This is a genomic window from [Clostridium] scindens ATCC 35704 (assembly GCF_004295125.1).
Lineage (GTDB): Bacteria > Bacillota > Clostridia > Lachnospirales > Lachnospiraceae > Clostridium_AP > Clostridium_AP scindens.
On sequence record NZ_CP036170.1, the window covers coordinates 2672180 to 2698757 of the forward strand.

The 26578-nt window shown below is 49.1% G+C and carries 23 protein-coding genes; 21 read left to right on the forward strand and 2 right to left on the reverse strand.

The window, feature by feature from the left end; translation table 11 throughout:
• Positions 1 to 3: 3 nt before the first annotated feature.
• Positions 4 to 387 (reverse strand): BlaI/MecI/CopY family transcriptional regulator, encoded by a 384-nt coding sequence (locus tag HDCHBGLK_RS13795; RefSeq protein ID WP_004607208.1) that lies wholly within the window; start codon positions 385 to 387, stop codon positions 4 to 6.
• Positions 388 to 908: 521 nt separating this feature from the next.
• Here HDCHBGLK_RS13795 and HDCHBGLK_RS13805 point away from each other — a divergent pair.
• The 16 genes from HDCHBGLK_RS13805 (at position 909) to rseP (ending at position 17897) form a co-directional block, all read left to right on the forward strand.
• Complete coding sequence (locus HDCHBGLK_RS13805; protein ID WP_004607206.1) at positions 909 to 1733, forward strand: acyltransferase domain-containing protein; 825 nt, start codon at positions 909 to 911, stop codon at positions 1731 to 1733.
• A 77-nt stretch (positions 1734 to 1810) separates the two neighbouring features.
• The gene (locus tag HDCHBGLK_RS13810) at positions 1811 to 3115 is read left to right on the forward strand and encodes an ABC transporter substrate-binding protein (RefSeq protein WP_004607205.1); all 1305 of its coding nucleotides are present in this window, start codon (positions 1811 to 1813) and stop codon (positions 3113 to 3115) included.
• Between the two features lie 69 nt (positions 3116 to 3184).
• Positions 3185 to 4063, forward strand: a complete 879-nt coding sequence (locus tag HDCHBGLK_RS13815; RefSeq protein ID WP_039909736.1) for a carbohydrate ABC transporter permease — start codon at positions 3185 to 3187, stop codon at positions 4061 to 4063.
• The gene (locus tag HDCHBGLK_RS13820; RefSeq protein ID WP_004607203.1) at positions 4060 to 4896 is read left to right on the forward strand and encodes a carbohydrate ABC transporter permease; all 837 of its coding nucleotides are present in this window, start codon (positions 4060 to 4062) and stop codon (positions 4894 to 4896) included. The genes HDCHBGLK_RS13815 and HDCHBGLK_RS13820 overlap by 4 nt, the downstream gene beginning before the upstream one ends.
• Positions 4897 to 4931: 35 nt before the next feature.
• Positions 4932 to 6611 (forward strand): DUF4091 domain-containing protein, encoded by a 1680-nt coding sequence (locus tag HDCHBGLK_RS13825; RefSeq protein WP_004607202.1) that lies wholly within the window; start codon positions 4932 to 4934, stop codon positions 6609 to 6611.
• A complete protein-coding gene (locus HDCHBGLK_RS13830) occupies positions 6608 to 8698 on the forward strand; it encodes a molybdopterin-containing oxidoreductase family protein (protein WP_130574613.1) in 2091 nt (696 codons plus the stop codon). Before HDCHBGLK_RS13825 ends, HDCHBGLK_RS13830 begins: the two co-directional genes overlap by 4 nt.
• Entirely contained in the window at positions 8685 to 9104 is a 420-nt protein-coding gene (locus tag HDCHBGLK_RS13835; RefSeq protein WP_004607200.1) for a 4Fe-4S dicluster domain-containing protein, read from the forward strand. Before HDCHBGLK_RS13830 ends, HDCHBGLK_RS13835 begins: the two co-directional genes overlap by 14 nt.
• Positions 9095 to 10903, forward strand: coding sequence for an NTP transferase domain-containing protein (locus HDCHBGLK_RS13840; protein WP_004607199.1), 1809 nt, complete (start codon positions 9095 to 9097; stop codon positions 10901 to 10903). The genes HDCHBGLK_RS13835 and HDCHBGLK_RS13840 overlap by 10 nt, the downstream gene beginning before the upstream one ends.
• Positions 10885 to 11316 carry a molybdopterin-guanine dinucleotide biosynthesis protein B gene (mobB, locus tag HDCHBGLK_RS13845; protein WP_004607198.1) on the forward strand — a complete coding sequence of 144 codons (432 nt, stop codon included), beginning with the start codon at positions 10885 to 10887 and terminating at the stop codon, positions 11314 to 11316. The genes HDCHBGLK_RS13840 and mobB overlap by 19 nt, the downstream gene beginning before the upstream one ends.
• Before the next feature lie 62 nt (positions 11317 to 11378).
• Entirely contained in the window at positions 11379 to 12722 is a 1344-nt protein-coding gene (locus tag HDCHBGLK_RS13850; RefSeq protein WP_004607197.1) for an MATE family efflux transporter, read from the forward strand.
• Between the two features lie 86 nt (positions 12723 to 12808).
• A complete protein-coding gene (gene pyrH / locus HDCHBGLK_RS13855) occupies positions 12809 to 13507 on the forward strand; it encodes a UMP kinase (RefSeq protein ID WP_009249008.1) in 699 nt (232 codons plus the stop codon).
• A 19-nt stretch (positions 13508 to 13526) separates the two neighbouring features.
• Complete coding sequence (frr, locus tag HDCHBGLK_RS13860) at positions 13527 to 14078, forward strand: ribosome recycling factor (RefSeq protein WP_004607195.1); 552 nt, start codon at positions 13527 to 13529, stop codon at positions 14076 to 14078.
• Between the two features lie 67 nt (positions 14079 to 14145).
• A complete protein-coding gene (locus HDCHBGLK_RS13865; RefSeq protein WP_004607194.1) occupies positions 14146 to 14868 on the forward strand; it encodes an isoprenyl transferase in 723 nt (240 codons plus the stop codon).
• Entirely contained in the window at positions 14861 to 15667 is an 807-nt protein-coding gene (locus HDCHBGLK_RS13870) for a phosphatidate cytidylyltransferase (RefSeq protein ID WP_004607193.1), read from the forward strand. The genes HDCHBGLK_RS13865 and HDCHBGLK_RS13870 overlap by 8 nt, the downstream gene beginning before the upstream one ends.
• A 47-nt stretch (positions 15668 to 15714) precedes the next feature.
• Complete coding sequence (locus tag HDCHBGLK_RS13875; RefSeq protein ID WP_004607192.1) at positions 15715 to 16857, forward strand: 1-deoxy-D-xylulose-5-phosphate reductoisomerase; 1143 nt, start codon at positions 15715 to 15717, stop codon at positions 16855 to 16857.
• An 8-nt stretch (positions 16858 to 16865) separates the two neighbouring features.
• Complete coding sequence (gene rseP / locus HDCHBGLK_RS13880) at positions 16866 to 17897, forward strand: RIP metalloprotease RseP (RefSeq protein ID WP_004607191.1); 1032 nt, start codon at positions 16866 to 16868, stop codon at positions 17895 to 17897.
• A gap of 85 nt (positions 17898 to 17982) precedes the next feature.
• Here the strand turns inward: rseP and HDCHBGLK_RS13885 are convergent, their stop codons facing one another.
• Positions 17983 to 19248, reverse strand: a complete 1266-nt coding sequence (locus HDCHBGLK_RS13885) for a peptidoglycan-binding protein (RefSeq protein WP_004607189.1) — start codon at positions 19246 to 19248, stop codon at positions 17983 to 17985.
• Between the two features lie 166 nt (positions 19249 to 19414).
• Between HDCHBGLK_RS13885 and HDCHBGLK_RS13890 the strand changes: the two genes are divergently transcribed.
• From HDCHBGLK_RS13890 to HDCHBGLK_RS13910, 5 genes are all read left to right on the forward strand, one after another.
• A complete protein-coding gene (locus HDCHBGLK_RS13890; RefSeq protein WP_004607188.1) occupies positions 19415 to 20623 on the forward strand; it encodes a transglutaminase domain-containing protein in 1209 nt (402 codons plus the stop codon).
• Positions 20624 to 20824: 201 nt separating this feature from the next.
• On the forward strand, positions 20825 to 21895 hold the full coding sequence (locus HDCHBGLK_RS13895; RefSeq protein WP_009249003.1) for a carbamoyl phosphate synthase small subunit: 1071 nt from the start codon (positions 20825 to 20827) through the stop codon (positions 21893 to 21895).
• Positions 21895 to 25092: a carbamoyl-phosphate synthase large subunit gene (gene carB, locus HDCHBGLK_RS13900; RefSeq protein ID WP_004607186.1), complete on the forward strand. Its 3198-nt coding sequence runs from the start codon at positions 21895 to 21897 to the stop codon at positions 25090 to 25092. The genes HDCHBGLK_RS13895 and carB overlap by 1 nt, the downstream gene beginning before the upstream one ends.
• 165 nt (positions 25093 to 25257) lie before the next feature.
• Positions 25258 to 25776, forward strand: coding sequence for an RNA polymerase sigma factor (locus HDCHBGLK_RS13905; RefSeq protein ID WP_009249001.1), 519 nt, complete (start codon positions 25258 to 25260; stop codon positions 25774 to 25776).
• Entirely contained in the window at positions 25773 to 26567 is a 795-nt protein-coding gene (locus HDCHBGLK_RS13910; RefSeq protein WP_130574615.1) for a hypothetical protein, read from the forward strand. The genes HDCHBGLK_RS13905 and HDCHBGLK_RS13910 overlap by 4 nt, the downstream gene beginning before the upstream one ends.
• Positions 26568 to 26578: the final 11 nt, after the last annotated feature.

Sequence of the window (26578 nt, forward strand, 5' to 3'; positions counted from 1 at the left end):
GATTTAATCACCACCATTCAATTTTGAATCAAGCAAATGGTACATATTTCTTAAATCTTGATCAGATAACTGTGCGTTTGATAGCAGTGATGACAATAGTGGGGCTGCCTCGCCATTATAAAAACGCGTTAAAAATGAGCGATTTTCCTGTAATAAATATTTGCTTTTCGAGATGATAGGAAAGTAGTAATACATGCGCCCTCTTTGTTCATAAGATATGACATGTTTTGAGACTAAACGGGATAATAAGGTATGAACCGTTTTGGAACTCCAGTTATGAACAGAAGGTACTTTTGCACAGATATCATTCGTACTGATAGGAGAATCCTCCCATACAATTTTCATGATTTCATATTCAGCTTCTGAAATTTGAGGTAATTTTTCCATGCTTTATGCTCCTTTAATCTTACTTTTGTAGTAATTATAAAAGATAGAGCTGCAAACGTCAAGAATCCTATTGACAAAAAGTCGTGAAGGGTACATAATATTATGCACTACGTACGTAAGACTAATGTTCGGGCAATGGCTTTATAAGAACAAGAAGATGTATGAGGATCTGAAGGTCTGGCTCCCTGAGTTTCACAAAACAGGGGCAAAATTGTTCGTCCAGCTGACGGCCGGATTTGGCCGGTCTTTTACGATCACCTTCCAGATAGATGACGGTGGAGGAAATCCATGAATTTGTAGTGGCTTTCGTCAAATGCGCGAAACTGCTGCAGGAGGCAGATGGAAGTGCTGAATATCGAAGTCCATCTGGGTGAAGCGGTCAGGGATATGGCGCAGTTTGGCAATGACCCGGTGATTGTCGCCACGGAATAGCCATATGGTTATGTTAACATGATAAGCAATCAAAATGATAAGGAATGAAATAGACAGAATAGATCAAGAGGAAAGTGGAGTCAGAACAGATGATAGGCATAGAAGAAGTAATGCAAAGAATCAGTCTTCCGGAAGGGGCAAGAAAAATCGTACGGCATATGGAACTGACGCAGAATGAGTTTGACGCATGGAGGATGTTGTTCTATGAAGATATGGAGGAATTCCTTGCGCATTGGAATCAGCTGCCGGACAAGTATGCGTGGGCGCTGGGATTATACATCCGTCTTGCGGCCGAAGTACATGACAGATATCGTGAGAAGGGGATTGAAGAGTGCATTTATGACCAGACCTTCTATGATATTACAATCTGGTGCAAAGAATGCTATCGGAAGCATGGCGTGTATGGGCTGGAAGAACTTTGGTGGCTGGGTCAGTCCGTGAAGATGAAACTCTTTCGACTGGGAAGACTTCAGTTTGAGCCTGTTGTCATAAAAGAGTTCTTGCAAGGAAAGGATAGAACCATAGCGGCAGGAACACATGTCTTGAATGTGCATATTCCTGCAGGGGTTCCTTTGAAATATGAGGAATGCGAAGAATCCTTTGCGTGGTCCACACGATTCTTTGAAGGAGGATATGAGGCATATATCTGTGAATCCTGGCTGATGTCGCCTCATCTTAGGGAAATGCTGCCATCAGACAGCAATATCATAAGATTTCAGGAGATGTTCGAAGTCGTCAAGGTGCACTATGATTATCCGCAGGCAGAGCAGAGGATATTCGGGGATGTGCTGGAAGATAAGGAGAGATATCCGGAAGATACCTCCCTTAGAAGAGCAGCAAAACAGTATTTGATGAGTGGAAAAGATATAGGGATCGGAATTGGAGTTATAGATGTTATCTATAAGAATATATAGATTATCAATTTGTTCGATTTTGCGGTATCATATATAATGTCTTATAGACAAAAGAATATATAGGAGAGGGAAATCTTATGAAAAAGAAGCTGTTAAGCGTATTGTTATGTGCCGCTATGGTTGGCTCTCTTGCCGCCGGATGCGGATCAAAGGAGGACAAAAAGGATGCCTCGAATGGAGATGGGAAGACGGTACTTACATTCTGGTGCCATGATAATGCTCCATGGGTAAAGGCTTACAAAGAGATGGGCAAGAAGTTCGAGAAAGCAAATCCGGATTATAAGGTAGAGGTGCAGGAGTACCCCTTCGAAGTCTACAATGACAAGATTCAGACCGCATTGACTTCCAGTACATCCGGCCCTGATATCATAGCGGTATGGGGAGGCCTGGCGCCTTCATTCATCCAGTCAGACGCCTTGTCCGAAGTGCCGGAGGACCTTTCCAAGGAATTAGAAGAAGATTATCTGGCGCCAACGGTTGGCATCTATCAGAAGGAAGGCAAGTATTATGGCGTTCCGATGGAATTCAATCTGGAATATGGCGGAATGATTGTTAATAAGAAACTATTTGATGATGCGGGAATCTCATACCCAAAGACTTGGGAAGACCTTCGCAAGGTATCCAAGGAAGTAGCCAAGCAAAATGGCGAGGTTGTAGAGATGAAGGGCTTCGAGATGATTGATACGGATGCGCTGATTTGTAACTATCTTGCAATGATCCTTCAGCAGGGAGGCCAGTATCTGCAGGAAGATGAATCAATTAATTTTGCTACGCCGGAAGGCATCAAGGCAATGGAAGAGATTCTGAGTATGGTGAAGGACGGCGAATGCGATCTGGACAACCTGACTGCCGGAGAATATTGCTACAACGACGTATATCAGGATAAGGGCTACATGTCTTCTGTCGGCTCCTGGGCAATCGGCGAGGGAACAGATTCCTATGATCTGACATATGGAGAAGACTTCGAATATGTGCCGGTACCGCAGTACGGCGAACAGATGGCATTTGCATCTGAGACAGGATGGGGAATCATGGTTCCGGATAACGGAAAGAACAAAGACGCAGCCTGGGAATTTGTCAAGTTCTTCAGCGAGCCGGAGAATCTGGTACAGCATAATATAGCATGCAACCAGCTTCCGCCGAGAAAATCCTTGCTGGACAGCGAAGAGTATAAGGAGGCAATGCCGAATGTAGCGTTCCTGCTGGATATTCTTCCTAGCGGACAGTGGATGGGGCCTTATAATACCTCCGATATGCGTGAGATCTTCGACCAGATGTTTATCGGGCTTTGCCAGTCCGACAATCCGGATATCGAAGGAGCGTTAAAAGAAGCGTCTGAGAAGATAACAGAGGAATGCCAGATAGGCTATTCGATGGATTAATACATGAGAGGCAGGGAATTCTTTGGGGGGATTCTCTGCCCCTTTCATATGACGGAAGGAAATGAACCAATGAAAAATAATCGTTTTGTGGCTGCAGTACTGATTCCCGGATTCGTTTTTATGCTTATCTTTGCAGTCTTTCCGGTGGCGTATGGCCTGGGAATATCGTTCTATGACTATAACCCTGCCAGCACGCACAATCTGTTTCTGGGTATAGAGAACTATAAAAGGCTGATCCAGGATGAGACGTTCTGGAAAGCGGTGCGAAATACCGTCTTTTTCTGTGTGGCTGCCGTGGCTGGAAATATTGTGATCACGCTGTTTCTTGCGAAAATCATCTCCGTGCTTCCATCCAAAAGATTAAAGACTCTTTTCCGGACGCTCCTATTTATCCCATGTATCGCGCCGATGGTAGGAACCTCTATGGTATGGAAGTATGGAATCGTAGGAACGGATGGGGGTACGATCAATCAAATTCTTGCATTCTTCGGAAGGAGCCCGAAGAACTGGCTTTTGACTACGCTTCCGCTCATGATCATCATTATCGTTTATACGCTGTGGGCGGATATCGGATACAACGTGGTACTATTTACTGCAGGAATCGAGAGCGTGCCAAAGGAGTTCGATGAGGCGGCTGCCATAGACGGCGCAGGCCCAATCCGCAGATTTATCTCAATCAAGCTGCCTCTGATGGGGCGTACGTTTGCGTTTGTGACCATTATGACAATGGCCAACTATTTCCAGATGTTTGCGCAGTTCCGCATATTTGCAGCCAAGGGTGGGATCGATAATTCTGCAATGGTGCTTACGAACTATATCTTTAAGACCAGTTTCTTAAGTTTTGACATGGGATATGCCTCTGCGATCGCAACCGCGTTATTCCTGATCGTATTCCTAGTCGCCCTGGTACAGAATAAGATGATGCGTTCAGATTGGAGTTATGAATGATGAAGAGAAGAAAGAACGTGTATAAAAGGTATCATTACTTGATTATTGCATTTATGAGCGTGTTTTCCGTGATTATGATGTACCCCATGGCATGGATGCTGGTGACTTCCTTTAAAAGCAATGCGGACATTCATAAGAATAAGGAGAAATTCTTTCCGGCAGAGTGGACTGTGGAAGGCTACCGCAGCGCTTTTGAAAAGGCGCCGATTGGAGACTGGCTTGTCAACAGCATCGTGATAACAGCTGTGATTACCTTTGCCGTAATCCTTACCAGTACATTGATTGGATATGTGTTTGCAAAATACGAGTTTAAGTTTAAAAGATCCCTGTTTCTTCTAATGCTGGCGACAATGATGGTTCCGCCCCAGGTGACGATGATACCAAGATACCTGATGATCCAGAAGATGCATCTGTTCAATACGAGATGGGCGCTGATCGTGCCCGGGCTGGTAAGCGCGTTTGCCATCTATCTGGCCAGGCAGTTTATCACGGATGTGCCGGACAGCCTGTGCGAGGCGGCTAAGATGGACGGAGCAGGGCCGCTTAGAATCTATTGGAGCGTGATCCTGCCGAATATCAAGCCAGCGATCGGCTCAATCGGAATCTTTACCGCCATGGCAAACTGGAATGATTATCTGAATCCGCTTCTGATGCTCAACGATATCGATAAGATGACGCTTCCGCTTGGCCTGGTGATGTTTGACAGCCAGCGTTCGGTGGATCTGGCGGCGACCATGGCCGCGGCTGCCATGATCATGATGCCGATGATTCTTATATTCGTCTTGTTCCAAAGACAGTTTATCAAGGGAATGACCATGAGCGGCATAAAATAAAGCACGTGCGATTAGTAAATGAGAGGTAAATCAGAATGAAGAAAAATACAGAGATACATTATGAAATGAAACTGCTAAGTTCGCTTGCGAAGGTATTTCCGGACGAGACGCCCATATACAGGCCGGAATGCCTGCTTCTAAGCGCGCTGTGGGGAGAGACGGTATCCTTTCAGGCTGCGTATACCGGGGACTTTTTTATGCGGGAACGCCTGGACGTGAAGATTACATCACCGCTGGAGAAATGGATAAGGGTAAGGAGCGTAGAACAGGTTCCTGTGGGACGGGCCACCAATGGAATTGTAGACGACAATTACCTAAAGACAACCTCGGGACTGTATCCGGATCTATTAAGAGACTTAAAGGACGGAAAAGCAATCGTGTGCTCCAACCAATGGCGAAGCCTGTGGATTGACGTGGAGGTAACAGAAGAGATTGCTCCCGGTGAGTATACGATCGAAATCAGCCTGCAAAAAGAGGGCCGTGTAGTATGCTCCTGCGTAATGAAGATTACCATAATTGGCGCCAGCCTGCCACAGCAGAAGATCATACATACCGAATGGATGCATGCAGATTGCCTGGCAGATTATTACCAGGTTGACGTATTTTCGGAAGAACACTGGGAGATACTTGAGAATTATTTCCGCCAGTATGTGAAAAGAGGCTGTAATATGATGCTTACGCCCCTGTTTACCTCTCCTCTGGATACGGCGATAGGACTGGAAAGGACCACGACCCAGCTGATCGATGTGGAAGTGAAGGACGGGGAATACCTGTTTGGCTTTGATAAGCTCAAGCGGTGGGTGGACCTGTGCAAGAAATGCAAGATTAAGTATTTTGAGATGTCCCATCTGTTCTCCCAGTGGGGAGCAAAGTACGCGCCAAAAGTCGTGGCAATGCGTGACGGGAAGGAAGAGAAGATATTCGGGTGGCATACGCCTGCGGTGGGAGAATATACCAGATTCCTCCAATGCTTCCTTCCGCAGCTGATTGAGAAATTGAGGGAATGGGAGATTGCGGACGTCACATATTTCCATATCTCAGACGAGCCAAGGGAAGAAGATCTTAAGACCTACCGGGCAGCCAGGGAATCCCTGGGAGATATGCTGGGTGGATTCCAGACGTTTGACGCATTGTCGAGTTATGAATTCTACCGTCACGGCCTGGTTGAAAAGCCCATACCCGGCAATAATGAGATTGAGGAATTCCTGGAGCATGGGCTTACGGACATGTGGACCTATTATTGCACCGGACAGTACTATGAAGTAAGCAACCGGTTTATGTCCATGCCATCTGCAAGAAACCGTATATATGGGGTTCAATTGTATAAGTACGATATTGTCGGAATCCTGCACTGGGGATACAACTTCTATAACAGTCAATTTTCCATCGAGCACATCAATCCCTATGAAGTGACGGATGCAGGCAACGCGTTCCCTGCGGGAGATCCATTCCTGGTGTACCCCGGGGCGGATGGGCATCCGGAGGAGTCTATCCGGATGATGGTGCATGATGAGGCAATGGCGGATCTGAGGGCGTTGGAATTATTAGAATCCCTGACCAGCAAGGAGCATGTGATGGAACTGATCGAGGGAGAACTATTTGAACCCCTTACTTTTTGCACCTATCCCAAATCAGAGATGTACCTGATTACTTTGAGAAACAGGATAAACCGCGAGATTGGCAGATACCAGCCGGAAGGATGTGTAAGAAAATGAGCAAGACAAGGATCGTAAAAACAACCTGCTCCATCTGCGGCCCGTGCTGCGAAGTAGACGCCTATGTAGAAGACGGGAAACTGGCAGGCGTGGAAGGCGCCAGAAATACGCCGGCCCAGTCAGGAGGCCTGTGCGCGAAAGGGGCGGCAGCGCTTCAGTATGTCTATAACAAAGAAAGGATTCTCTACCCTATGAGACGGGCAGGGGAAAAGGGAGAGGGGAAATTTGAGCGGATCTCCTGGGATGAGGCCTATGAGATGATCGCAGAGAACCTGCTTCGAATCCGCGAGTCTTATGGAGCCAGATCTACCGTATTCTATGCAGGCTATCCCAAGTGGTTCCGTCCGGCGCTGCTGCGGATGGCCAATGCCTACGGATCGCCGAACTTCTGTACCGAGTCCAGCACCTGCTTCCAGGCTGCGGCGCTTGCCTGGCGCTCCATATATGGCAATGGAATCTGCGGGCCGGATATGCCCAATGTCAAGACGCTGATGCTATGGAGTTCCAACCTTTATCATTCCAATACGCCCATGAGCGGCATGTATAAAAGCCTGAAAAAGAGGGGCATCAAGGTGATCGATGTGGATCCGAGGCATACGGTGACTGCCCACGACGCAGACCTTCATCTGCAGCTGATTCCAGGCACGGATGGGGCGCTGGCTCTGTCTATGGCGCAGGTGATTATAGAGGAAGATCTGTATGACAAAAAGTTTGTAGAGCAGTATGTCTACGGCTTCGAAGAATATAAAGACTATGTACAGGATTTTACGCCTGAGAAGGCGGAGAAGATAACAGGAGTCCCGAAAGACATGATACGTCTGGCGGCCAGGACCTACGCCGGTGAAGGCCCGGCCGGAATCATGTTCTCGGCATCTCCGGTGGTCCATCATATGAACGGAGTGCAGAATTACCGGGCCGTATTCTCTCTGATCGCCATTACCGGAAACTACGATGTAAAAGGGGGCAATCGGCAGTGTCCCGCCCCTTCATGCCCGGTAAATGAGTTTGGGAAAGTCCGGCGCTATGATCAGGAAGAAGCCATCGGACAGAAGGAATTCCCGGCCTGGTTTGACCTGTCCTGCGACGAAGCGCAGTGCATCAGGCTGGCAGACTACATACTTGAGGAGGAGGCTTACCAGATTAAGGCGGTGTTTGCCATGGGACTAAACCACCGCATGTGGCCGCAGCCGCAGAGGCTGAATGAAGCGCTCGGGAAGCTGGACTTCTATGTAAATGTGGAATTATTCATGTCCGAATCAAGCAAGATGGCGGATCTGGTACTTCCGGCATGCACTTCCTATGAAAGGGAAGAGGTGCATGCTTTAAGAGGCGGAAGATTCTTCTTCTCCAATCAGGCGATCCGGCCATTGGGTGAATCAAAGAACGATATTGAGATTATCATGGGAGTGATGAAGAAGATGGGCCTTAAAGACGAAGTGCTTTTACAAGGATATGATTCTTACATGGAGTATATCCTAAAGCCTGCGGGGATTACTCTGGAAGAATTAAAAAGCCATCCGGAGGGCATGCAAGGGAAGAATCTGATTCCTCCGGCAGAAAAGACTTATGAAACGCAGCCTTTTCACACACCCTCTGGAAAAGTAGAGTTAAAATCCCTGGTACTTGAGAAATACAAGGCAAGCCATGGCTATGAAGGCTTGCCGGTTTACCATGACTATCGCACAGAAACCAGCATTGACAGAGAGGAATATCCGCTTATCCTCAATACGGGCAGCCGGAAGCCGCAGTTTTTCCATGCCAGGCTATATCGTATGCCATGGCTGGCAGGTATAGAGAAGGAGCCGCTGGCAGAGATCCATCCGGAAGACGGCAAACGCTACGGCATTGCAGATGGCAGTCCGGTAAGGCTGATTACTCCGGCTGGGGAGGCCGAGGGAATTGCGGCCTACGATATAGCCGGGCAGCCGGGCATTGTTTATATCTATCATGGAAGTTCCAAAGGGGACGCCAATGAACTGATTGGAAAGGATTATCTGGATCCGATATCAGGATTTCCGGGATTTAAAGGATATTTTTGCAGGATAGAGGCAGTGAAGGAGGAAGGGGGCCAGTATGATAAAGTTTAATGAAGATATTTGTATCGGGTGCTATGCCTGCTATGTGGCTTGCATAGCCGAACATAACCCTCCCGAGGCAGAGAATGCGTATAGTTTTCGCAGCATCAAAAAGACGCTGTCTAAGGATGCAAAGATGCAGAAAAATGTCTGCGACGGATGCACCCACTGCGGAAAATGCTTGGAGGCCTGCCCGTTTGGGGCAATATACAAAGATGAGCAGTATGGGCTGATATTGACGGATAAGGACAAGTGCAGGAAGTGCAGGAAGTGCCAGGCAGTCTGCCCGAATGACGCCATTCGCTTCGATGCGGATGGTAAGATGGAAAAATGCGACGGATGCATTGATCGGCTTAAGGAAGGCAGAGAGCCTGCATGTGTAAGAGCGTGCCATGTGAAGGCCATACAATGGCAGTAATAAAGATGAAGGATCATATCATGGAGAAAGAGATTGCAGGATATATATTGGCAGGCGGCGATAACCGAAGGATGTCAGGCAGGAAAAAAGCTTTGCTTACCTACCAGAACCAGACATTCTATGCCCACATCAAGGAACGCATGCCTGCTTTCATGAATGTCTACCTGTCGGTGGAACAGGCGGCCCCTTATGAGGCGTTGGATGCAGATCTTGTCATTGACCAATATGCAGACATGGGTCCCTTGGGCGGAATCTTAAGCGGCTTGGAAAAATGCGGCGCGGATGCTTTGCTGGTAGTGCCCTGCGACATGATTCCTTTTCCGGGCGACATGGCTTTGTGGATGGCGGAGCAATATAGGAAGACGGGCCGTCCGGTAATTCCATGCGTAAAAGGAAGGATCCTGTCATTTCCGGGAATCTATACGAAGAAAATGTGGCCGACATTAAAGCAGATGGAAGAAGCGAAGGATTACCGTATAAGGAAGGTATGGGAGACGTTAAGGATTCCTTACGAGAAGGTGCCTGTAGAGGATCATGGCTGGAAGATCGCCAACATTAATTCTGAGGAGGATTATAGCCTTCTTACCGGCGCGAAGATTAATATCTCTCTGGAGGAGGCTCTAAAGATATTAGAACAGCACATTACAAGGATCACGGACACCCAGGTGGTTGGATTGATAGAGGCAGTTGGGCGCCGGACGGCGCAGGACTTGTATTCCCCCATCGATCAGCCGCCTTTTGCAAGATCCCCTCTGGATGGATATGCGCTGCGCTCAGAAGATTCCAAAGGCGCGTCGCCAGAGAATTCCGCAGAACTGAATGTTGTAGACGAGATTCTTGCCGGAAGCTATTCGCCGCGAAGGATAGGGCCGAAAGAAGCAGTGCGGATTATGACCGGAGCCCCTATTCCGGAAGGGGCGGATGCAGTGATCCGCCAGGAAGATACGGATTATGGAGAAGAAATGGTACATATCTTTAAACAGGTAAATCCATATGATAACTATTGCTTCCAGGGAGAAGATTACCAGGCCGGCGCCTGCCTGGTGCATAAAGGCGAGCGGATGAATGCGGCTAATACCGCCCTTGCTGCCAGCATGGGGTACGACAGCGTAGCCGTGTTTCGCGAGCCGAGGATTGCGATCATAGCCACCGGAGACGAACTTCGGATGCCGGGGGAGGATCTGGAGGCAGGCCAGATCTATACATCCAATCAATTCCTTCTTGCCGGGCGGCTTATGGAATTGGGAATCGCACAGATGACCACCAGAAAGGCGCCGGATGCTCCGGCCAAAGTCGCAGCCTGCATCAAGGAACTGGCAGAAAACCATGATCTTATTATTACGTCCGGCGGAGTATCGGTGGGAAAGAAAGACATCATGCACGACGTGGCAGAGAATCTGGGCTGCCGGAAACTGTTCTGGAGGATCCGCTTTAAGCCGGGCACTCCGGCTATGGCATTCATGTATGACAGCACCTGCGTGCTGTGTCTGTCAGGAAACCCTTTTGGGGCAGGGGCAGGGATGGAACTTCTGGTCCGGCCGGCCTTGTCTTATCTAACTGGAGATGCAGGATTTCTGGCGAAGGAAGAAAGTGCTGTAATGTCAGAAGATTTTCCAAAACCCAGCAAGATGCGAAGATTCCTGCGGGCAGTATTAACGGGAGAGGAGGTCAGGCTTTCAAAGGGCCTTGCTTCTTCGGGGGTCTTAAGCACCTTAAAAGACTGTAACTGTATGATTGACATCCCGGCAGGAAGTCCGGGACTTAAGAGAGGCGAGGAAGTATGCGTGAGGATTCTGTAAAAGACGATAGGCAGCTGATATTTGCAATTAGCGGATATAAGAATTCCGGGAAAACGACAATGATCGAAAATCTAATCCCTATTCTCACGGGATATGGATATAAAGTGGCGACTATTAAGCATGATGCCCATGACTTTGAGCCGGATGTTCCAGGTACGGATACGTATCGGCATAGAAAGGCAGGAGCCTTGGGTACGGCTATATTCTCAGGCCGCAGATGGAGGATTGAAAGGGATGCCAAAGAAAAGATCAGCGTGAAAGAGTTGATAAAGGCCTTTCCTGACGCGGATGTTATATTGTTAGAAGGGTTTAAAAACAGCGGGTATCCCAAATACGTCTGCAGTTGTCCTGAGGAAAATGCGGACGCATCAAAGATCGCAGAGGTCATCCTGGATATGATAAATAGCAAATAATAAGAAACAGAAAGCCGGTATAAATCCGGATTCTTTTACACGTTCAGGCAGGAGGCAGAGAGATGAACAAGGAAATGACAGCGGGAAAGCCGGGGAAAATGATACTGAATTTTACGATTCCTATTTTTATCGGAAATATATTCCAGCAGCTCTACAGCATGGCAGATACGGTGATTGTAGGGAAATTCGTGGGGAATGAGGCTCTGGCAGCCGTGGGCGCATGCGGGACGCTGATGTTTCTGATCATCGGGTTCCTGCTTGGCCTTACAGCCGGATTTACGGTGATAACGGCGCAGCACTATGGGGCGGGGAATCTGCAGGCCATGCGCCAGTCCGTGGCATCGGGGGCGATTCTGTCCGCGGCGGTATCCCTGATTCTTACCATTCTCAGTATGGCAATGATGAAGGATATCCTGCGCTGGATGCATACGCCAGCGGATATGTATGACCAGGCATATGGGTATATTATGGTCATCTGCGGAGGAATTGCCGCTCAGACGTTATATAACCTTCTGGCCAGCATCCTAAGGGCCCTTGGAGACAGCCGGCGCCCTTTGTATTTCCTAATCCTGGCAGCGTTTTTGAACATCGTGCTGGATCTGTTGTTCATTATAAAGTTTGGGATGGGGGCGGCCGGAGCGGCATACGCGACCGTCATATCCCAGGGCGTATCCGGGCTTCTGTGCCTGTTCTACATTATGCGGAAGATTCCCGAATTGCATCTTGGAAAAGAAGACTGGAAGATGAATTGGGATCTTGCAAAGTGGCAGATGAAGATTGGATTTCCTATGGCTTTCCAGTTCTCCATAACGGCAATCGGAACCATCGTGGTCCAATCCGCCCTGAATATGCTGGGCTCGGTAGCTGTTGCCGGATTCTCGGCTGCCAGCAAGATCGAGCAGGTGGTTACCCAGGCTTATGTGGCCCTTGGAACCGCCATGGCGACCTACTGTGCCCAGAACGTAGGGGCAGGCCGGATCGACCGGATACGCAAGGGATTTCGAAGCGCTGCCTGGATGGGCGCCGCTTATGCCGTGGCCACGGGTATCTTAATCTTCTTCTTTGGGAAATATATGACGGCGCTGTTTGTATCCCATAACGTGGACAGGATCATGGAATATGTGGATATCTATCTAAAGTGCGTTGGCATCTCCTTTATCCCGCTGTCCGTCGTCAATCTGTATCGGAATGGGATACAGGGGATGGGATTCGGCCTTCTTCCGATGACTGCGGGCATTGCGGAACTAATAGGGAGAAGCGGGGCGGCCCTTGCAGCCTCCCATTTTGGCAGCTATACAGGCATCTGCCTGGCAAGCCCGGCCGCCTGGGTCCTGGCTGGAACTCTTCTAATCTGGATATATGCCCAGATTATGAAGCAGTATAAATTAAAGGGAATGCTAAAGTAGCATATTCCCTTTTTCAAATTCCTATGCTATACTTTACTGTAAGTATGCGAAGGCATAAAGATAACAGAAGTAAGGAGCTTAAACTTATGAAAAGAGTACTATTGAAACTCAGCGGAGAAGCTCTCGCGGGGGAGAAGAAGACCGGATTTGACGAGGCCACCTGCATGGGAGTCGCCAGACAAGTGAAGCAACTGGTGGATGATGGAATCCAGGTAGCGATCGTAACAGGAGGAGGAAACTTCTGGAGAGGGCGTACCAGCGAGACCATTGACCGTGTAAAGGCAGATCAGATAGGTATGCTTGCCACAGTCATGAACTGCATCTATGTATCCGATATTTTTCGATATGCGGGGATGAAGACAGAGGTATTTACGCCTTTCGTATGTGGCGCGTTTACCACCTTGTTCTCGAAAGATGCGGCTTTGGAGGCTTTGAATAAAGGAAAGGTCATCTTTTTTGCAGGAGGGACCGGGCATCCTTATTTTTCTACCGATACAGGAGCGGTGCTCCGCGCTATTGAGATCGAGGCGGATGCGATGCTGCTTGCGAAAGCCATCGATGGAATCTATGACAGCGATCCGAAGGTAAATCCGCAGGCGAAGAAATATGACGAGATATCGATCCAGGAGATCATAGATAAGAAACTGATGGCGGTTGATCTTACGGCATCCATCATGTGCCTGGAGAACAAGATGCCTATGCTTGTATTCGGACTGAACGAAGAGAACAGTATTGTAGAGACGATGACAGGAACATTTACAGGAACGAAAGTAACTGTATCATAATAAGAGAGGAGAAGTATTTATGAATGAGAGACTACAGGTATATGAAGACAAGATGAAGAAGACGATGGCAAGCCTTGAAAGCGACCTTGCAACAATCCGTGCTGGACGCGCCAATCCCAATGTATTGAATAAGATTATGGTAGATTATTACGGGACTCCGACTCCGATCCAGCAGGTGGGCAACGTATCTGTGCCGGAGCCGCGCATGATTCTTATCCAGCCATGGGAGAAATCGATGGTAAAGGCAATCGAGAAGGCTATCCAGACTTCCGAACTGGGCATCAATCCGACCAACGATGGATCAGCCATCCGGCTCGTGTTCCCGGAACTGACGGAAGAACGAAGAAAAGAACTGGTAAAGGATGTTAAGAAGAAGGGCGAAGGCGCCAAAGTGGCAATCCGCAATATTCGCCGTGACGGCAACGATGCGTTGAAGAAGTTGAAAGGATCAGAAGTGTCCGAGGATGAGATCAAGGATATGGAAGAGGAACTCCAGAAAGTAACGGATAAGTTTGTCAAAAAAGTAGACGAGGCAGTGGAGGCCAAATCCAAAGAAGTAATGACGGTTTAATGAGGATGGGGACAGGCCCAAAGTACACTGGGGCCTGTCCCCCCATTCATGGAAGGAGATCAGCCAAATGAATATACCGCAGCATGTTGCGATTATATTAGATGGAAATGGACGCTGGGCCAAGTCAAAGGGAATGCCCCGCAATTATGGCCACGCCCAGGGAAGCAAGAATGTGGAGCGCATCTGCGAGGATGCATACCGGATGGGAGTAAAGTACCTTACGGTATATGCGTTTTCCACGGAGAACTGGAGCCGTCCGCAGGATGAAGTGGACGCGCTTATGAAACTTCTCAGAAATTATATGAAGACCTGCCTTAAGACCGCTGCGAAAAATGATATGAAAGTACGGGTGATTGGGGACATCAGCCGCCTGGATGAGGATATCCGCACTAGGATCCAGGAACTTACCGAGGCTACTAAGGACAATGGCGGGCTTAATTTCCAGATAGCCATCAACTATGGAAGCAGGGATGAGATTTTAAGGGCCGTCAGAAGACTGGCGGGAGACTGCGTGGAAGGAAGGCTTGCTCCGGGACAGATTGATGAGGCAGTTTTCGAAAGTTATCTGGATACCCATGATATCCCCGATCCGGATCTGCTGATACGCACCAGCGGGGAACTGAGGCTATCCAATTATCTGCTGTGGCAGTTGGCATATACGGAATTCTATTTTACCGATGTTCCGTGGCCGGATTTTACGAAGGAAGAACTGGCAAAGGCGATCGAGCATTATAATGCCAGGGACCGGCGATATGGAGGAGTAAAGGAGGAACAGAAAGAAGATGTTTAAGACAAGGCTGTTAAGCGGCATCGTACTGGTAATCGTACTGATCGTTACGGTCGGCTATGGAGGCAATCTGCTGTTTGCCTTTCTGGGAATCATCAGCCTGATCGGGCTTACGGAGTTATACAAGGTTGTAGAAGTGCAGACGAAAGCGCTGGGAGCTGCAGGATATTTGGCGGCAGTCGTTTATTATGGGATGCTGCTTACAGGGAATATGGAATATGTGATGATGCTCTCCATCCTGTTCCTGATCCTGGTGATGGCGGTCTATGTATTTACCTTTCCCGCGTACCGGGCAGAGCAGGTCATGACTGTGTTCTTTGGATTTTTCTATGTGGCGGTCATGCTTTCCTTCGTGTACCAGACCAGGATGCTGGCTGACGGAGGCGTAGTCGTATGGCTGATCTTCCTGAGTTCCTGGGGATGCGATACCTGTGCTTACTGCGTGGGAATGCTGATTGGCAAGCACAAGATGGCGCCGAGACTGAGTCCCAAGAAATCGGTGGAGGGCGGAATCGGCGGGGTGGCGGGCGCTGCTCTTTTGGGCGTATTGTTCGCGCTTGCTATGAACCAATGGGGAGGCGCGCAGGCCAATCCGCTTCACTATGCGATCATCTGCGCCGCAGGAGGCATGATATCCCAAGTGGGCGATCTGGCGGCTTCTGCAATTAAGCGCAACCACGACATTAAAGATTATGGCAAGCTGATCCCTGGCCACGGAGGAATCCTTGACCGGTTTGACAGCGTTATATTTACGGCGCCTGTAATCTATTATCTGGCGGCGCTGCTTGCCGGGAATATTTGATACTGACAGAGAAAGTATTGCCATATAATATCTAAGAGAGGTAATTTATGAAAAGAATAGCCATATTAGGATCCACCGGCTCCATAGGAACCCAAACGCTTGAGGTGGTCAGGGAAAATGGGGATATTGAAGTCCTAGGGCTGGCGGCAGGAAGCAACATCACTCTTCTGGAGGAGCAGATCAGACAATTCCATCCAAGACTGGCAGCCGTATGGTCCGAGGAGAAAGCCATAGAACTGCGGACGCGTATTGCCGATACGGATACGAAAGTCGTATCCGGGATGGATGGACTGATTGAAGTATCAATCCTTAAGGATACGGAGATACTAGTGACAGCCATAGTGGGGATGATAGGCATCCGTCCTACCATTGAGGCGATCAAGGCGGGAAAAGATATTGCGCTTGCCAACAAGGAGACGCTGGTTACGGCAGGACATATTATCATGCCGCTGGCCGCCGAAAAGAACGTATCCATCCTTCCGGTGGACAGCGAGCACAGCGCGATCTTCCAGTCCTTGCAGGGAAATGAGCACAAGGCCATACACAAGATCCTTCTGACAGCTTCCGGAGGGCCTTTCAGAGGAAGGACGGAAGAGGAACTGCTGGATATCAAGGTGGAGGATGCTTTGAAGCATCCCAACTGGTCCATGGGGCAGAAGATTACTATAGATTCCTCTACCATGGTGAATAAAGGACTGGAAGTCATTGAGGCAAAGTGGCTGTTTCAGGTGGATGTGGATCAGGTACAGGTAATCGTGCAGCCCCAGAGCATCATCCATTCTATGGTTGAGTATGTAGATGGCGCGATCATGGCAGAACTTGGGACGCCGGATATGAAGCTTCCAATCCAATATGCGCTCTACTATCCACACCGGCGATATCTTCCAGGCGAGAGGCTTGATTTCTATAGCCTTGGGAGACTGGAATTTGAGAAGCCTGATATGCGTACCTTTTATGGGCTGGCTCTTGCCTACGAGGCCGGAAGGGCCGGTGGAACGCTGCCTACGGTATTTAATGCTGCAAATGAATTGGCAGTCAGCCAGTTTTTGAACCGTCAGATAAAGTATCTGGAGATAATGGAAATCATCGAGGACTGTATGCAGGCCCATAAAAACATAGAGAATCCGACCCTTCAGCAGATTTTGGATACGGAAGCGGCAACTTATGAAAGAATTAACAGCAGGAGGTAGTTTACAACTTGGGTATTATATTAGCAATATTGATCTTTAGCTTCATCGTGTTTTTTCACGAACTGGGGCATTTTGTACTTGCGAAGAAGAATGGGATAGACGTTGAGGAATTCGCGATCGGTATGGGGCCGCTGCTGTATTCCCGGGAATACAAAGGGACGAAATACGCTGTCAGGATACTGCCGATCGGGGGATTCTGCGCGATGGGAGAAGATGAGGAGGCAACAGACTCTCCGAACAGCTTCAACAATAAATCTGTCTGGGCAAGGATCTCTGTCATAGCGGCAGGACCCATCTTTAACTTCATACTGGCCCTGGTATTTGCCGTTATACTGACCGGAATGATCGGATATGACAAGCCGGTGATCGGCGAGGTAGAGCAGGGATATCCCGCAGCGGAGGCAGGGATCAAAGAAGGGGACATCATCGTAAGGATGGGAGATAAGAAGATCAATGTATTCCGGGAGATCAATACTTATAACCAGTTCCATCAAGGAGAGAAGACGAAGATAACATTTATCCAGGATGGAGAGACAAAGACAGCGACCTTGACGCCGAAGATGGATGAGGAACTGAACTATTACCGGTTCGGCATATCCTCCAGCGGCTATACCAAAGCGGGGCTTCTAAGCGCATTGCAATATGGCACCTATGAGGTAAAGTACTGGATATGTACGACGCTTGAGAGCCTGAAGATGCTTCTGACCGGGAAGATCGGACTCAACCAGCTCTCAGGCCCGGTAGGAATTGTAGATGTGGTAGATGATACCTACAAGGCAAGCAAATCTTATGGAGGATTCGCAGTGAGCGTCCAGCTCCTGAATATCGCGATTCTTCTGTCAGCCAACTTGGGGGTTATGAATCTTCTGCCGTTGCCGGCTCTGGACGGAGGAAGGCTTGTCTTCCTGTTTGTAGAAGCCGTGCGCCGCAAACGTATTCCTCCGGAGAAGGAAGGATACGTGCATCTGGTAGGGATCGCCCTCCTGATGGTGCTGATGGTGTTCGTCATGTACAATGATATCAGAAGAGTCTTCTTCTGATGGAATCAATAAGAAGCCGGATGCCGGAAAAGACAGTGAGGTAAGACTTTCTGTCTTTTCCGGCATCCGGCTTCTTTTATATGGCTTACTGTAGTTCGGCAATGCGGGATACGCCCACATAGACCTCGGATATTTTGTACCAGGTCCTGTAATCCACGGTTCCGGTCTGGGGCAGGCCGAATATGGATTGGAACTTTTCCACGGAAGCAGCAGTCGCGGGACCGTAGATGCCATCGGCATTGATTTTGGGAAGGGCAGGATAGGAGCCGGCGATTACATTAAGTTGCTCCTGCATCTGCCGCACCTTGCTGCCGGAAGATCCGATTTCCAGCGTATAGCCGGGCCAGGACGATGGAATGCCGGAGATAGCTTCCGCCGTATTGATGTACATATCGTCCCCATAATAGTAGCGTAGGATTTCAATGGCAGAATAACCCTGATCGCCCAGAGCCTTCGAACCCCACTGCGTCATCCAGTTGGGACACTGCACCTGCCTGCCGTCGCAGTACTGGGTGAGGATTGGCTGACGCACATTGGGACGGGAGAGATAGTCCGCAAATAGTTCGTCTACAATGCCGGATATGGTGTCGAAGATGTTGCGCTCCGGAATCCACTTGTGGTCAAACGCGGTGGAGGAGGTTATGGTGAAATCATAGCCCTGATTGCGATACCATTCCGTATAGACCCGATTCAGGGTGAAGGACATGATCGCCAGAATATTAGCGCGAATGGTGTTGGTCGGCCAGGTGGCATAGATCTCGCTGGAGGCTACATTTTTGATATAGTCTTTGTATCTGACATAATAGTTGCTGGCAGTGGTGTCCCGGGGACTTCCGTCATGGACGACGATAAACTCTGGCACGACAACGCGGCTCAGGACGATCTCGCCGGTCTCGGTTACTGGCTTTATCTCGTCTTCGGGTATTTTAGGAGGGTAAGTTCCATATAATGTATGTGCAGGTATGACGAATATCCGTTCAGAGGGCTGAGGCGAGTCCATGGGCTTCAGAGTCAGGTTCTGCACGGCGGTTACCGTAGGAAGTATCTCGGCGCCGGCAATGCTGACAGGCTCATATCCCGGAGCCTCTATCTGAAGTGTGTATTCGGAATAGGGCTGTTCCTCGATCTCGGGGTTCAGACTGTAATCCAAAGGCGGAGCAGCAAGTTCGATCGTCTCTGTCTGTCCGGAAGAGTCGGTGGTCAGCTGTTCCAGCTGGCTGTCAGGGACTCCGGTATAGGAGATAGAGACGGTAGCGCCGGCCACGGGACTGGCGGTGATATCAGATGTAATATTAATCTGCAGCCGCCCTTTATCTGGAGTGTCTGGCTGGGTTGGATTTACGATATTCATATAAGTACCTCATAGAGACTCTATTACTGTTATCATATGAAATAAGGGAGAAAAAGTTACTCTATTGTACAATCAGGCAAAAGCGAATATAATGTTTTAAATGAATTGGCGGATACATTGGAAAGACGGATGCAGGAAGGCAATAAAGAGGATATAAGGAGCATATATGGGAAGAAGGAAGAAAAAGGGGTATCTACATATCGTAACGAGAGGAATGGCAGTTCTTTGTCTCTTTCTCGTGGCCGCCTGCGCTGCCTGCATCGGCAAGGATGTGCGGAAAGGAATTGAGAAGGGCCTGAAGCAGAACGGGAGCATTCCCTATCAGGAAGTGGGTATATCGGATGACGAGCTGAGTCAGAAGTATTATTACCAGCAATTGGAAGATGGAGAGAAGCAGGCGTATAAAGAGATTGTCCAGGGGGTGAAGGAGAATGTAGAGGAGATCTATGTCCATGCATCCGATGCGGACAGGACAAATATGCTGTTTCAATACGTACTGAAAGATTTCCCGGAGATATTCTGGTGCGATGGGATGACTACTTCGACTTCCTATGAGGGAAGCGAGGATTATACGGTTCTTAAGCCGGTCTACCTGTATGATGCCGGACAGAAGGAGGCAATGAAGGAAAAGATCGAAGCTTCGGTGAATGAATGTCTGGCAGCCATGCCTGCAAAAGATACAGATTACCAGAAGATCCTATATGTCTACGAATATATTGTAAACACGGTGGATTATGACCTTGAGGCAGCAGACAATCAGAACATATACAGCGTATTTGTCAACCGCCATTCCGTATGCGCGGGATATTCCAAGGCTACCCAGTATCTGCTGGAAAGGCTGGGAGTGTTCTGCACTTATGTGACAGGAACTACCTTGGACGGCCAGAGCCATGCATGGAATCTGGTCAGATGCAGCGGCAATTACTATTATGTGGACACTACGTGGGGAGATCCCGTATTCCAGGCGACAGAAGGGGAAGAGGTGAATCAGAAGCAGATGATCAGCTATGACTATATGTGCTGCAATGATGGGGAACTGTTCAAGACCCATACGCCGGATCAGGATGTAGCGCTGCCGGCCTGTCAGTCTATGGCGGAAAACTATTATGTTGTCAATGGCATGTATTATGAATCTTATGACAGCAAAGGGGCGCTTCAGAAAATGAATGAAGTCATATCATCCAAGTCCAATCCGGTGGTCTTTAAGTTTGCCGATAACGGATTGTACGGCCAGGCCCATGACTCCATCCTGCAGGACGTAGTGCGAAGAGCTGCCCAGAATCTGGCAGACTGGTATGGGCTTCAGGAGGTGAAATATCAATACATGGATGAGCCGGAATTGAATAAGATTACGATATTCTGGCAGTACGAATAAAAATTATGTTGAAAATTCATACTTTTTGTAGTATAATTTTAACAATTTGTGAAGACAAGGATTGTCGATGATAAAATGGTACAGGAAAAGGCAGTTGTGTGCTCGCACAAACTGCCTTTTTTACGAAAGCGGCAGCCTCAGGCTCCTGGATACAGGCAAGGAGCCCGCAATAGCAACAAAAGGAATGGAAAGGGTGGATATATGAAAGCATTTCTAATACTAGAAGATGGGACCGTCTTTACCGGAACCAGCATTGGTTCCACGAGGGATATGATTAGCGAGATTGTGTTTAATACTTCAATGACCGGATATCTTGAGGTGTTGACCGACCCTTCTTATGCCGGACAGGCAGTGACAATGACCTATCCGCTGATTGGGAATTATGGCATTACGCCGGACATGGAATCGAAGAAGGCGTGGCCCGATGGCTACATTGTAAGGGAACTATCTCGAATGCCGAGCAATTTCCGCTCGCAGGGTACGATCCAGGAGTTTCTGGAAAATCAGGACATTCCCGGTATCGCAGGGATTGATACCCGGGCGCTGACTAAGCTCCTAAGGGTAAAGGGCACGATGAACGGAATGATTACAACCAATGAGGACTATGACATCGATGAAGTGATAACCAGGCTGAAGGCCTACATAGTTGGCGACGTCGTATCGGAAGTCTCATGCAATGAACCATTCGTTTTAGAAGGCAATGGACCAAAAGTCGCTCTGATGGACTTTGGAGCAAAGAATAACATTGCCCGATCTTTAAGCCGGCGAGGATGCAAGGTGACGGTATATCCGGCCCATACTTCCGCCGAAGATATCATAAAAGCAGATCCGGACGGAATCATGCTGTCCAACGGACCCGGAGACCCAAAGACCTGCGTATCTATTATTCAGGAAATCAAGAAATTATACAATTCAGACATTCCAATATTTGCTATTTGTCTGGGGCATCAGCTGATGGCTCTTGCAAATGGCGCAAAGACATACAAATTAAAATATGGCCATCGGGGAGGAAACCATCCGGTCAAGGATCTGAGCAGCAACAGAGTGTATATCTCGTCCCAGAATCACGGATATGCGGTGGATGCGTCCACCATGGATCCATCCATTGCTAAAGAGGCTTTTATAAATGTGAATGATGGCACGAATGAGGGGCTTTCCTATGAGGGGAAGAATATCTTCACCGTGCAGTTCCACCCGGAGGCGTGCCCGGGACCGCAGGATTCCGGCTATCTGTTTGACCGGTTCATGGATATGATGAAAGGAGCGAGATAATGCCTAGAAATAAAGAGATAAAGAAAGTATTGGTAATCGGCTCCGGCCCGATCATTATCGGCCAGGCCGCGGAATTTGACTATGCCGGCACACAGGCCTGCCGTTCCTTAAAGGAGGAAGGGCTGGAAGTAGTGCTTCTGAATTCGAACCCTGCTACCATCATGACGGACAAGGACATTGCGGATCGGGTATATATCGAGCCTTTGACGGTAGAAGTAGTTGAGCAGCTGGTCTTAAAGGAGAAGCCGGACAGCGTGCTTCCTACCCTGGGAGGGCAGGCTGCCTTGAATCTGGCCATGGAACTGGAGGAAAATGGCTTCTTAAGGCGCAATAATGTGCGCCTGATCGGAACCACCTCCGAGACTATCAAGAAGGCGGAAGACCGTCTGGAATTCAAGACTACCATGGAGAAGATCGGGGAACCCTGCGCGGCATCCCTGGTGGTGGAATCTGTGGAGGAAGGCATCGAGTTCGCGGAGAAGATCGGCTATCCGGTGGTCCTGCGTCCGGCCTATACGCTGGGCGGCAGCGGCGGCGGTATAGCAGGAGACAGGGTGCAGCTGGTGGAAATCCTGGAAAATGGCCTTCGTCTGTCCCGTGTGGGGCAAGTCTTAGTCGAGCGGTGCATTGCTGGATGGAAAGAGATCGAGTATGAAGTGATGCGGGATGGAAACGGCAACTGCATCACTGTGTGCAATATGGAGAATTTGGATCCGGTAGGCGTGCACACGGGAGACAGCATCGTAGTAGCGCCTTCGCAGACGCTAGGTGACAAGGAATACCAGATGCTGCGTACGTCTGCGCTGAATATTATCAGCGAACTGAACATTACCGGGGGATGCAACGTGCAGTATGCCCTCCACCCGGAGACATTTGAATACTGCGTGATCGAAGTAAATCCGCGTGTCAGCCGTTCTTCGGCCCTGGCATCCAAGGCCACCGGCTATCCCATTGCCAAGGTTGCGGCCAAGATTGCCTTGGGCTATACGCTAGATGAGATACGAAACGCGGTGACCCGGAAGACGTATGCAAGTTTTGAGCCCATGCTGGACTACTGCGTGGTAAAGATTCCAAGGCTTCCTTTTGATAAGTTTATAAGCGCGAAGCGTACGCTCTCTACGCAGATGAAGGCGACAGGGGAAGTGATGAGCATCTGCGATAACTTTGAGGGGGCGCTGATGAAAGCCATCCGTTCGCTGGAACAGCATGTGGACAGCCTGATGTCTTATGATTTCACCCAACTGACGGATGAGGAACTGCAAGAGGAACTGGCCGTCGTAGACGACCGCCGCATCTGGAAGATCGCGGAAGCCATCCGCAGAGGGATGGGGTATGAGGAGATACATTACATCACGAAGATTGATAAATGGTTTATCGACAAGATCGCCATTCTTGTAGAAATGGAGCAAAAATTGCAGAACAGTTCTTTGAACGCGGAGACATTAAGGGAGGCCAAGCGCCTGGAATTCCCGGACAGCGTGATCGCAAGGCTGACAGGCAATACGGAGCGCCAGATTCATGATATGCGGCTGGAGTATGGAATTACGGCGTCCTATAAGATGGTTGACACCTGCGCTGCAGAATTCGCGGCGGAGACTCCGTACTATTATTCGGTATTTGGCAGTGAGAATGAGGCGGTACAGACTTCCGGAAGGAAGAAGGTTCTTGTTCTGGGCTCCGGTCCGATCCGTATCGGACAAGGCATCGAGTTTGACTTCTGCTCCGTACACTGTACCTGGGCATTTGCCAAGGAAGGGTATGAGACGATCATCGTCAATAATAACCCGGAGACGGTCAGCACCGACTTTGATATCGCGGATAAACTTTACTTCGAGCCCCTTACGCCGGAAGATGTGGAAAGCATCGTAGATCTGGAGCAGCCGGACGGGGCTGTGGTCCAGTTTGGAGGCCAGACAGCCATCAAACTGACGGAGGCGCTGATGAAGATGGGCGTTCCGATTCTTGGGACATCCGCAGAGAATGTAGACGCGGCGGAAGACCGGGAACTGTTCGATGAGATTCTGGAGCAGTGTCAGATTCCAAGGCCTACAGGCGGGACCGTATTTACGGCCGAAGAGGCCAAAGAAGTTGCAGGCAGGCTGGGATACCCGGTTCTGGTAAGGCCATCCTACGTTCTTGGAGGCCAGGGGATGCAGATAGCCATCAACGACCATGATATCGACGAGTTCATCGGCATCATCAACCGGATTGCCCAGGATCACCCGATTCTGGTAGACAAATATCTCCAGGGAAAGGAGATCGAGGTGGATGCCGTATGTGACGGGGAGGATATCCTGATACCAGGCATTATGGAGCATATAGAACGGGCCGGAATCCATTCCGGCGACAGCATCTCCGTGTATCCGGCACAAAGCATAACGGAGAAAACAAAGCGCACGATTGAGGATTATACGAAGAAACTGGCGCGCTCTTTGCATGTCATTGGGCTGATCAATATCCAGTTTATCGTGTGCGGGGAGGATGTGTATGTAATCGAGGTGAATCCTAGGTCCAGCCGTACGGTTCCGTATATCAGCAAGGTAACAGGGATCCCTATCGTTCCCCTGGCAACGAAGGTCATCATCGGACATAAGATCCGGGAGTTGGGATATGAACCCGGACTTCAGCCGGAAGCGGATTATTTTGCCGTCAAGATGCCGGTATTCTCTTTTGAGAAGATCCGGGGAGCGGATATCAGTCTTGGACCTGAGATGAAGTCCACCGGCGAATGCCTCGGAATCGCAAGGACCTTTGACGAGGCCTTGTACAAGGCCTTCCTTGGCGCAGGCATCAAACTTCCCAAGCATAAGAATATGATCCTCACGGTGCGAGATGAGGACAAGGAAGAGGCGGTGGAAATCGGCCGCAGGTTTGAGCGGATCGGATACCGTATATTTGCCACCAGAGGAACGGCAGAAGCCCTGAAGTCAGGAGGGGTGAAGGCCAATGCGGTCAATAAGATCGAGCAGGAGTCCCCGAACCTTATGGATCTGATTCTGGGACATAAGATTGATCTTGTCATAGACACGCCGCCTCAGGGAGCAGACCGTTCCAGGGATGGATTCGTTATCCGCAGAAATGCCATTGAGACCGGCGTCAATGTGCTTACGGCCATCGATACGGCAAAGGCTTTGATCACCAGCCTGGAGAACACGGATATTAAGAAACTGACGTTGATCGATATCGCCAGGATATAAAGATAAAAGAACCAGAGTCTCAAAAACTCTCTTTCAGAGAAACAAGCGATATGACAGGCTTGCTTTCCTGGAAGAGAGTTTTTTTAAATATTTTGCAGATGATCTGATCATTTTGCTTTCCTCACCCGTTATCTATATAGGGGACGCCCTTAAGGAGGATTGGTTTTGACGCGCGAAAATGAACTGTTACGGAAAATTGAAAAAGGCGATGCATCATGCTGGGAAGAACTGGCGGCCATGTACTACGACGACATCCTCCGCTACTGCCTGTACCATACCAGGGATCGGGAAACGGCAGAAGATGCCGTGCAGGAGACGTTTCTTAAGGTGATCCGCTATTTCCCGAGATATAAGAATAAGGGGAAGTTCCGGGCATTCCTATATAAGGTGGCTTCCAATACCTGTGTGGACACGTGGAGGCAGAGCAGGGAAATGCATCTGACGGAACAGATCGAATATCAGGAGGCAGGGTTTGCGTATTCTGAATCCGAGGAAGGGTTCCGGCAGATCGTGGAGACGCTGCCCGAAGACCAGAGGGAAGTCATATACCTGCGTTTTGCCCATGATCTTACCTTGCGGGAGACCTCCAAAGTATTGGGAATCCCGATGCGAACCGTCCAATCCCGGCAAAGAGCTGGATTAAAAAAGATTGAAGAAAAGATCGGAAAGGAGGAAGCACGTTGAGAAAAGCGTTAGAAAAAGAACTGGCTGCAGCGCTGAAAGCAAAACTTCCAGAGAATACAAACGAGCATAAAGAGCAGATGCTGGAATCCATCCGGCGGATGCAGGCGCTGGATCAGAGAGGAAGAAAGATAGGGTTTGTAAGATTCCTCCTTCGGCAGGTCCTATTTTTAGGAAAAAGGCTCTGGGCGATGCAGGGACTTATGGCAATGGCAGTATTTGCAGTCTTATACAGTACGCTGGACGGGAATCTTTCGTATCTTGGAATCCGTCATATCCCGGCCATGCTGGGAGGGCTGGCGGTATCTCAGATCATGATGGCGGTTCCGTTCATGCAACGATCATTCCAGTACCGCATGTATGAGATTGAAGCGTCTACCAGGCTGTCCTATACAAGCCTTATCATGGCTAATATGATCCTGATGGCGGCAGGCAGCATGGCCGTATTTTCCATCTGTGCCGCGCTGATCGCGAATGGTCTGAAAATGTCAGGCATGGATATGGCGCTGTATTTCCTTCTTCCATTTCTTGTGGCAGGCAGCGGATGCTTCTGGATACTGAATAGAAGTGGAAAGTCAGGGAATCAGGATGTGGGGACCGGAATCTGCGAAGGATACTGTGCGGGCCTTATGGTGGCATTGCTGCTTCTAGCCAAGGCGATGCCCCAGGTCTACGAAACGATGGCCGCGTGGCGCATAGCCATACTGATCATGCTGCCGGCGGCAGCCGTATCCGTATACTGTATTATCAGACAATCCTCGCCAGAAAGACTAACTATTAAAAGTCAAGTCTAAAATGAAAGTTT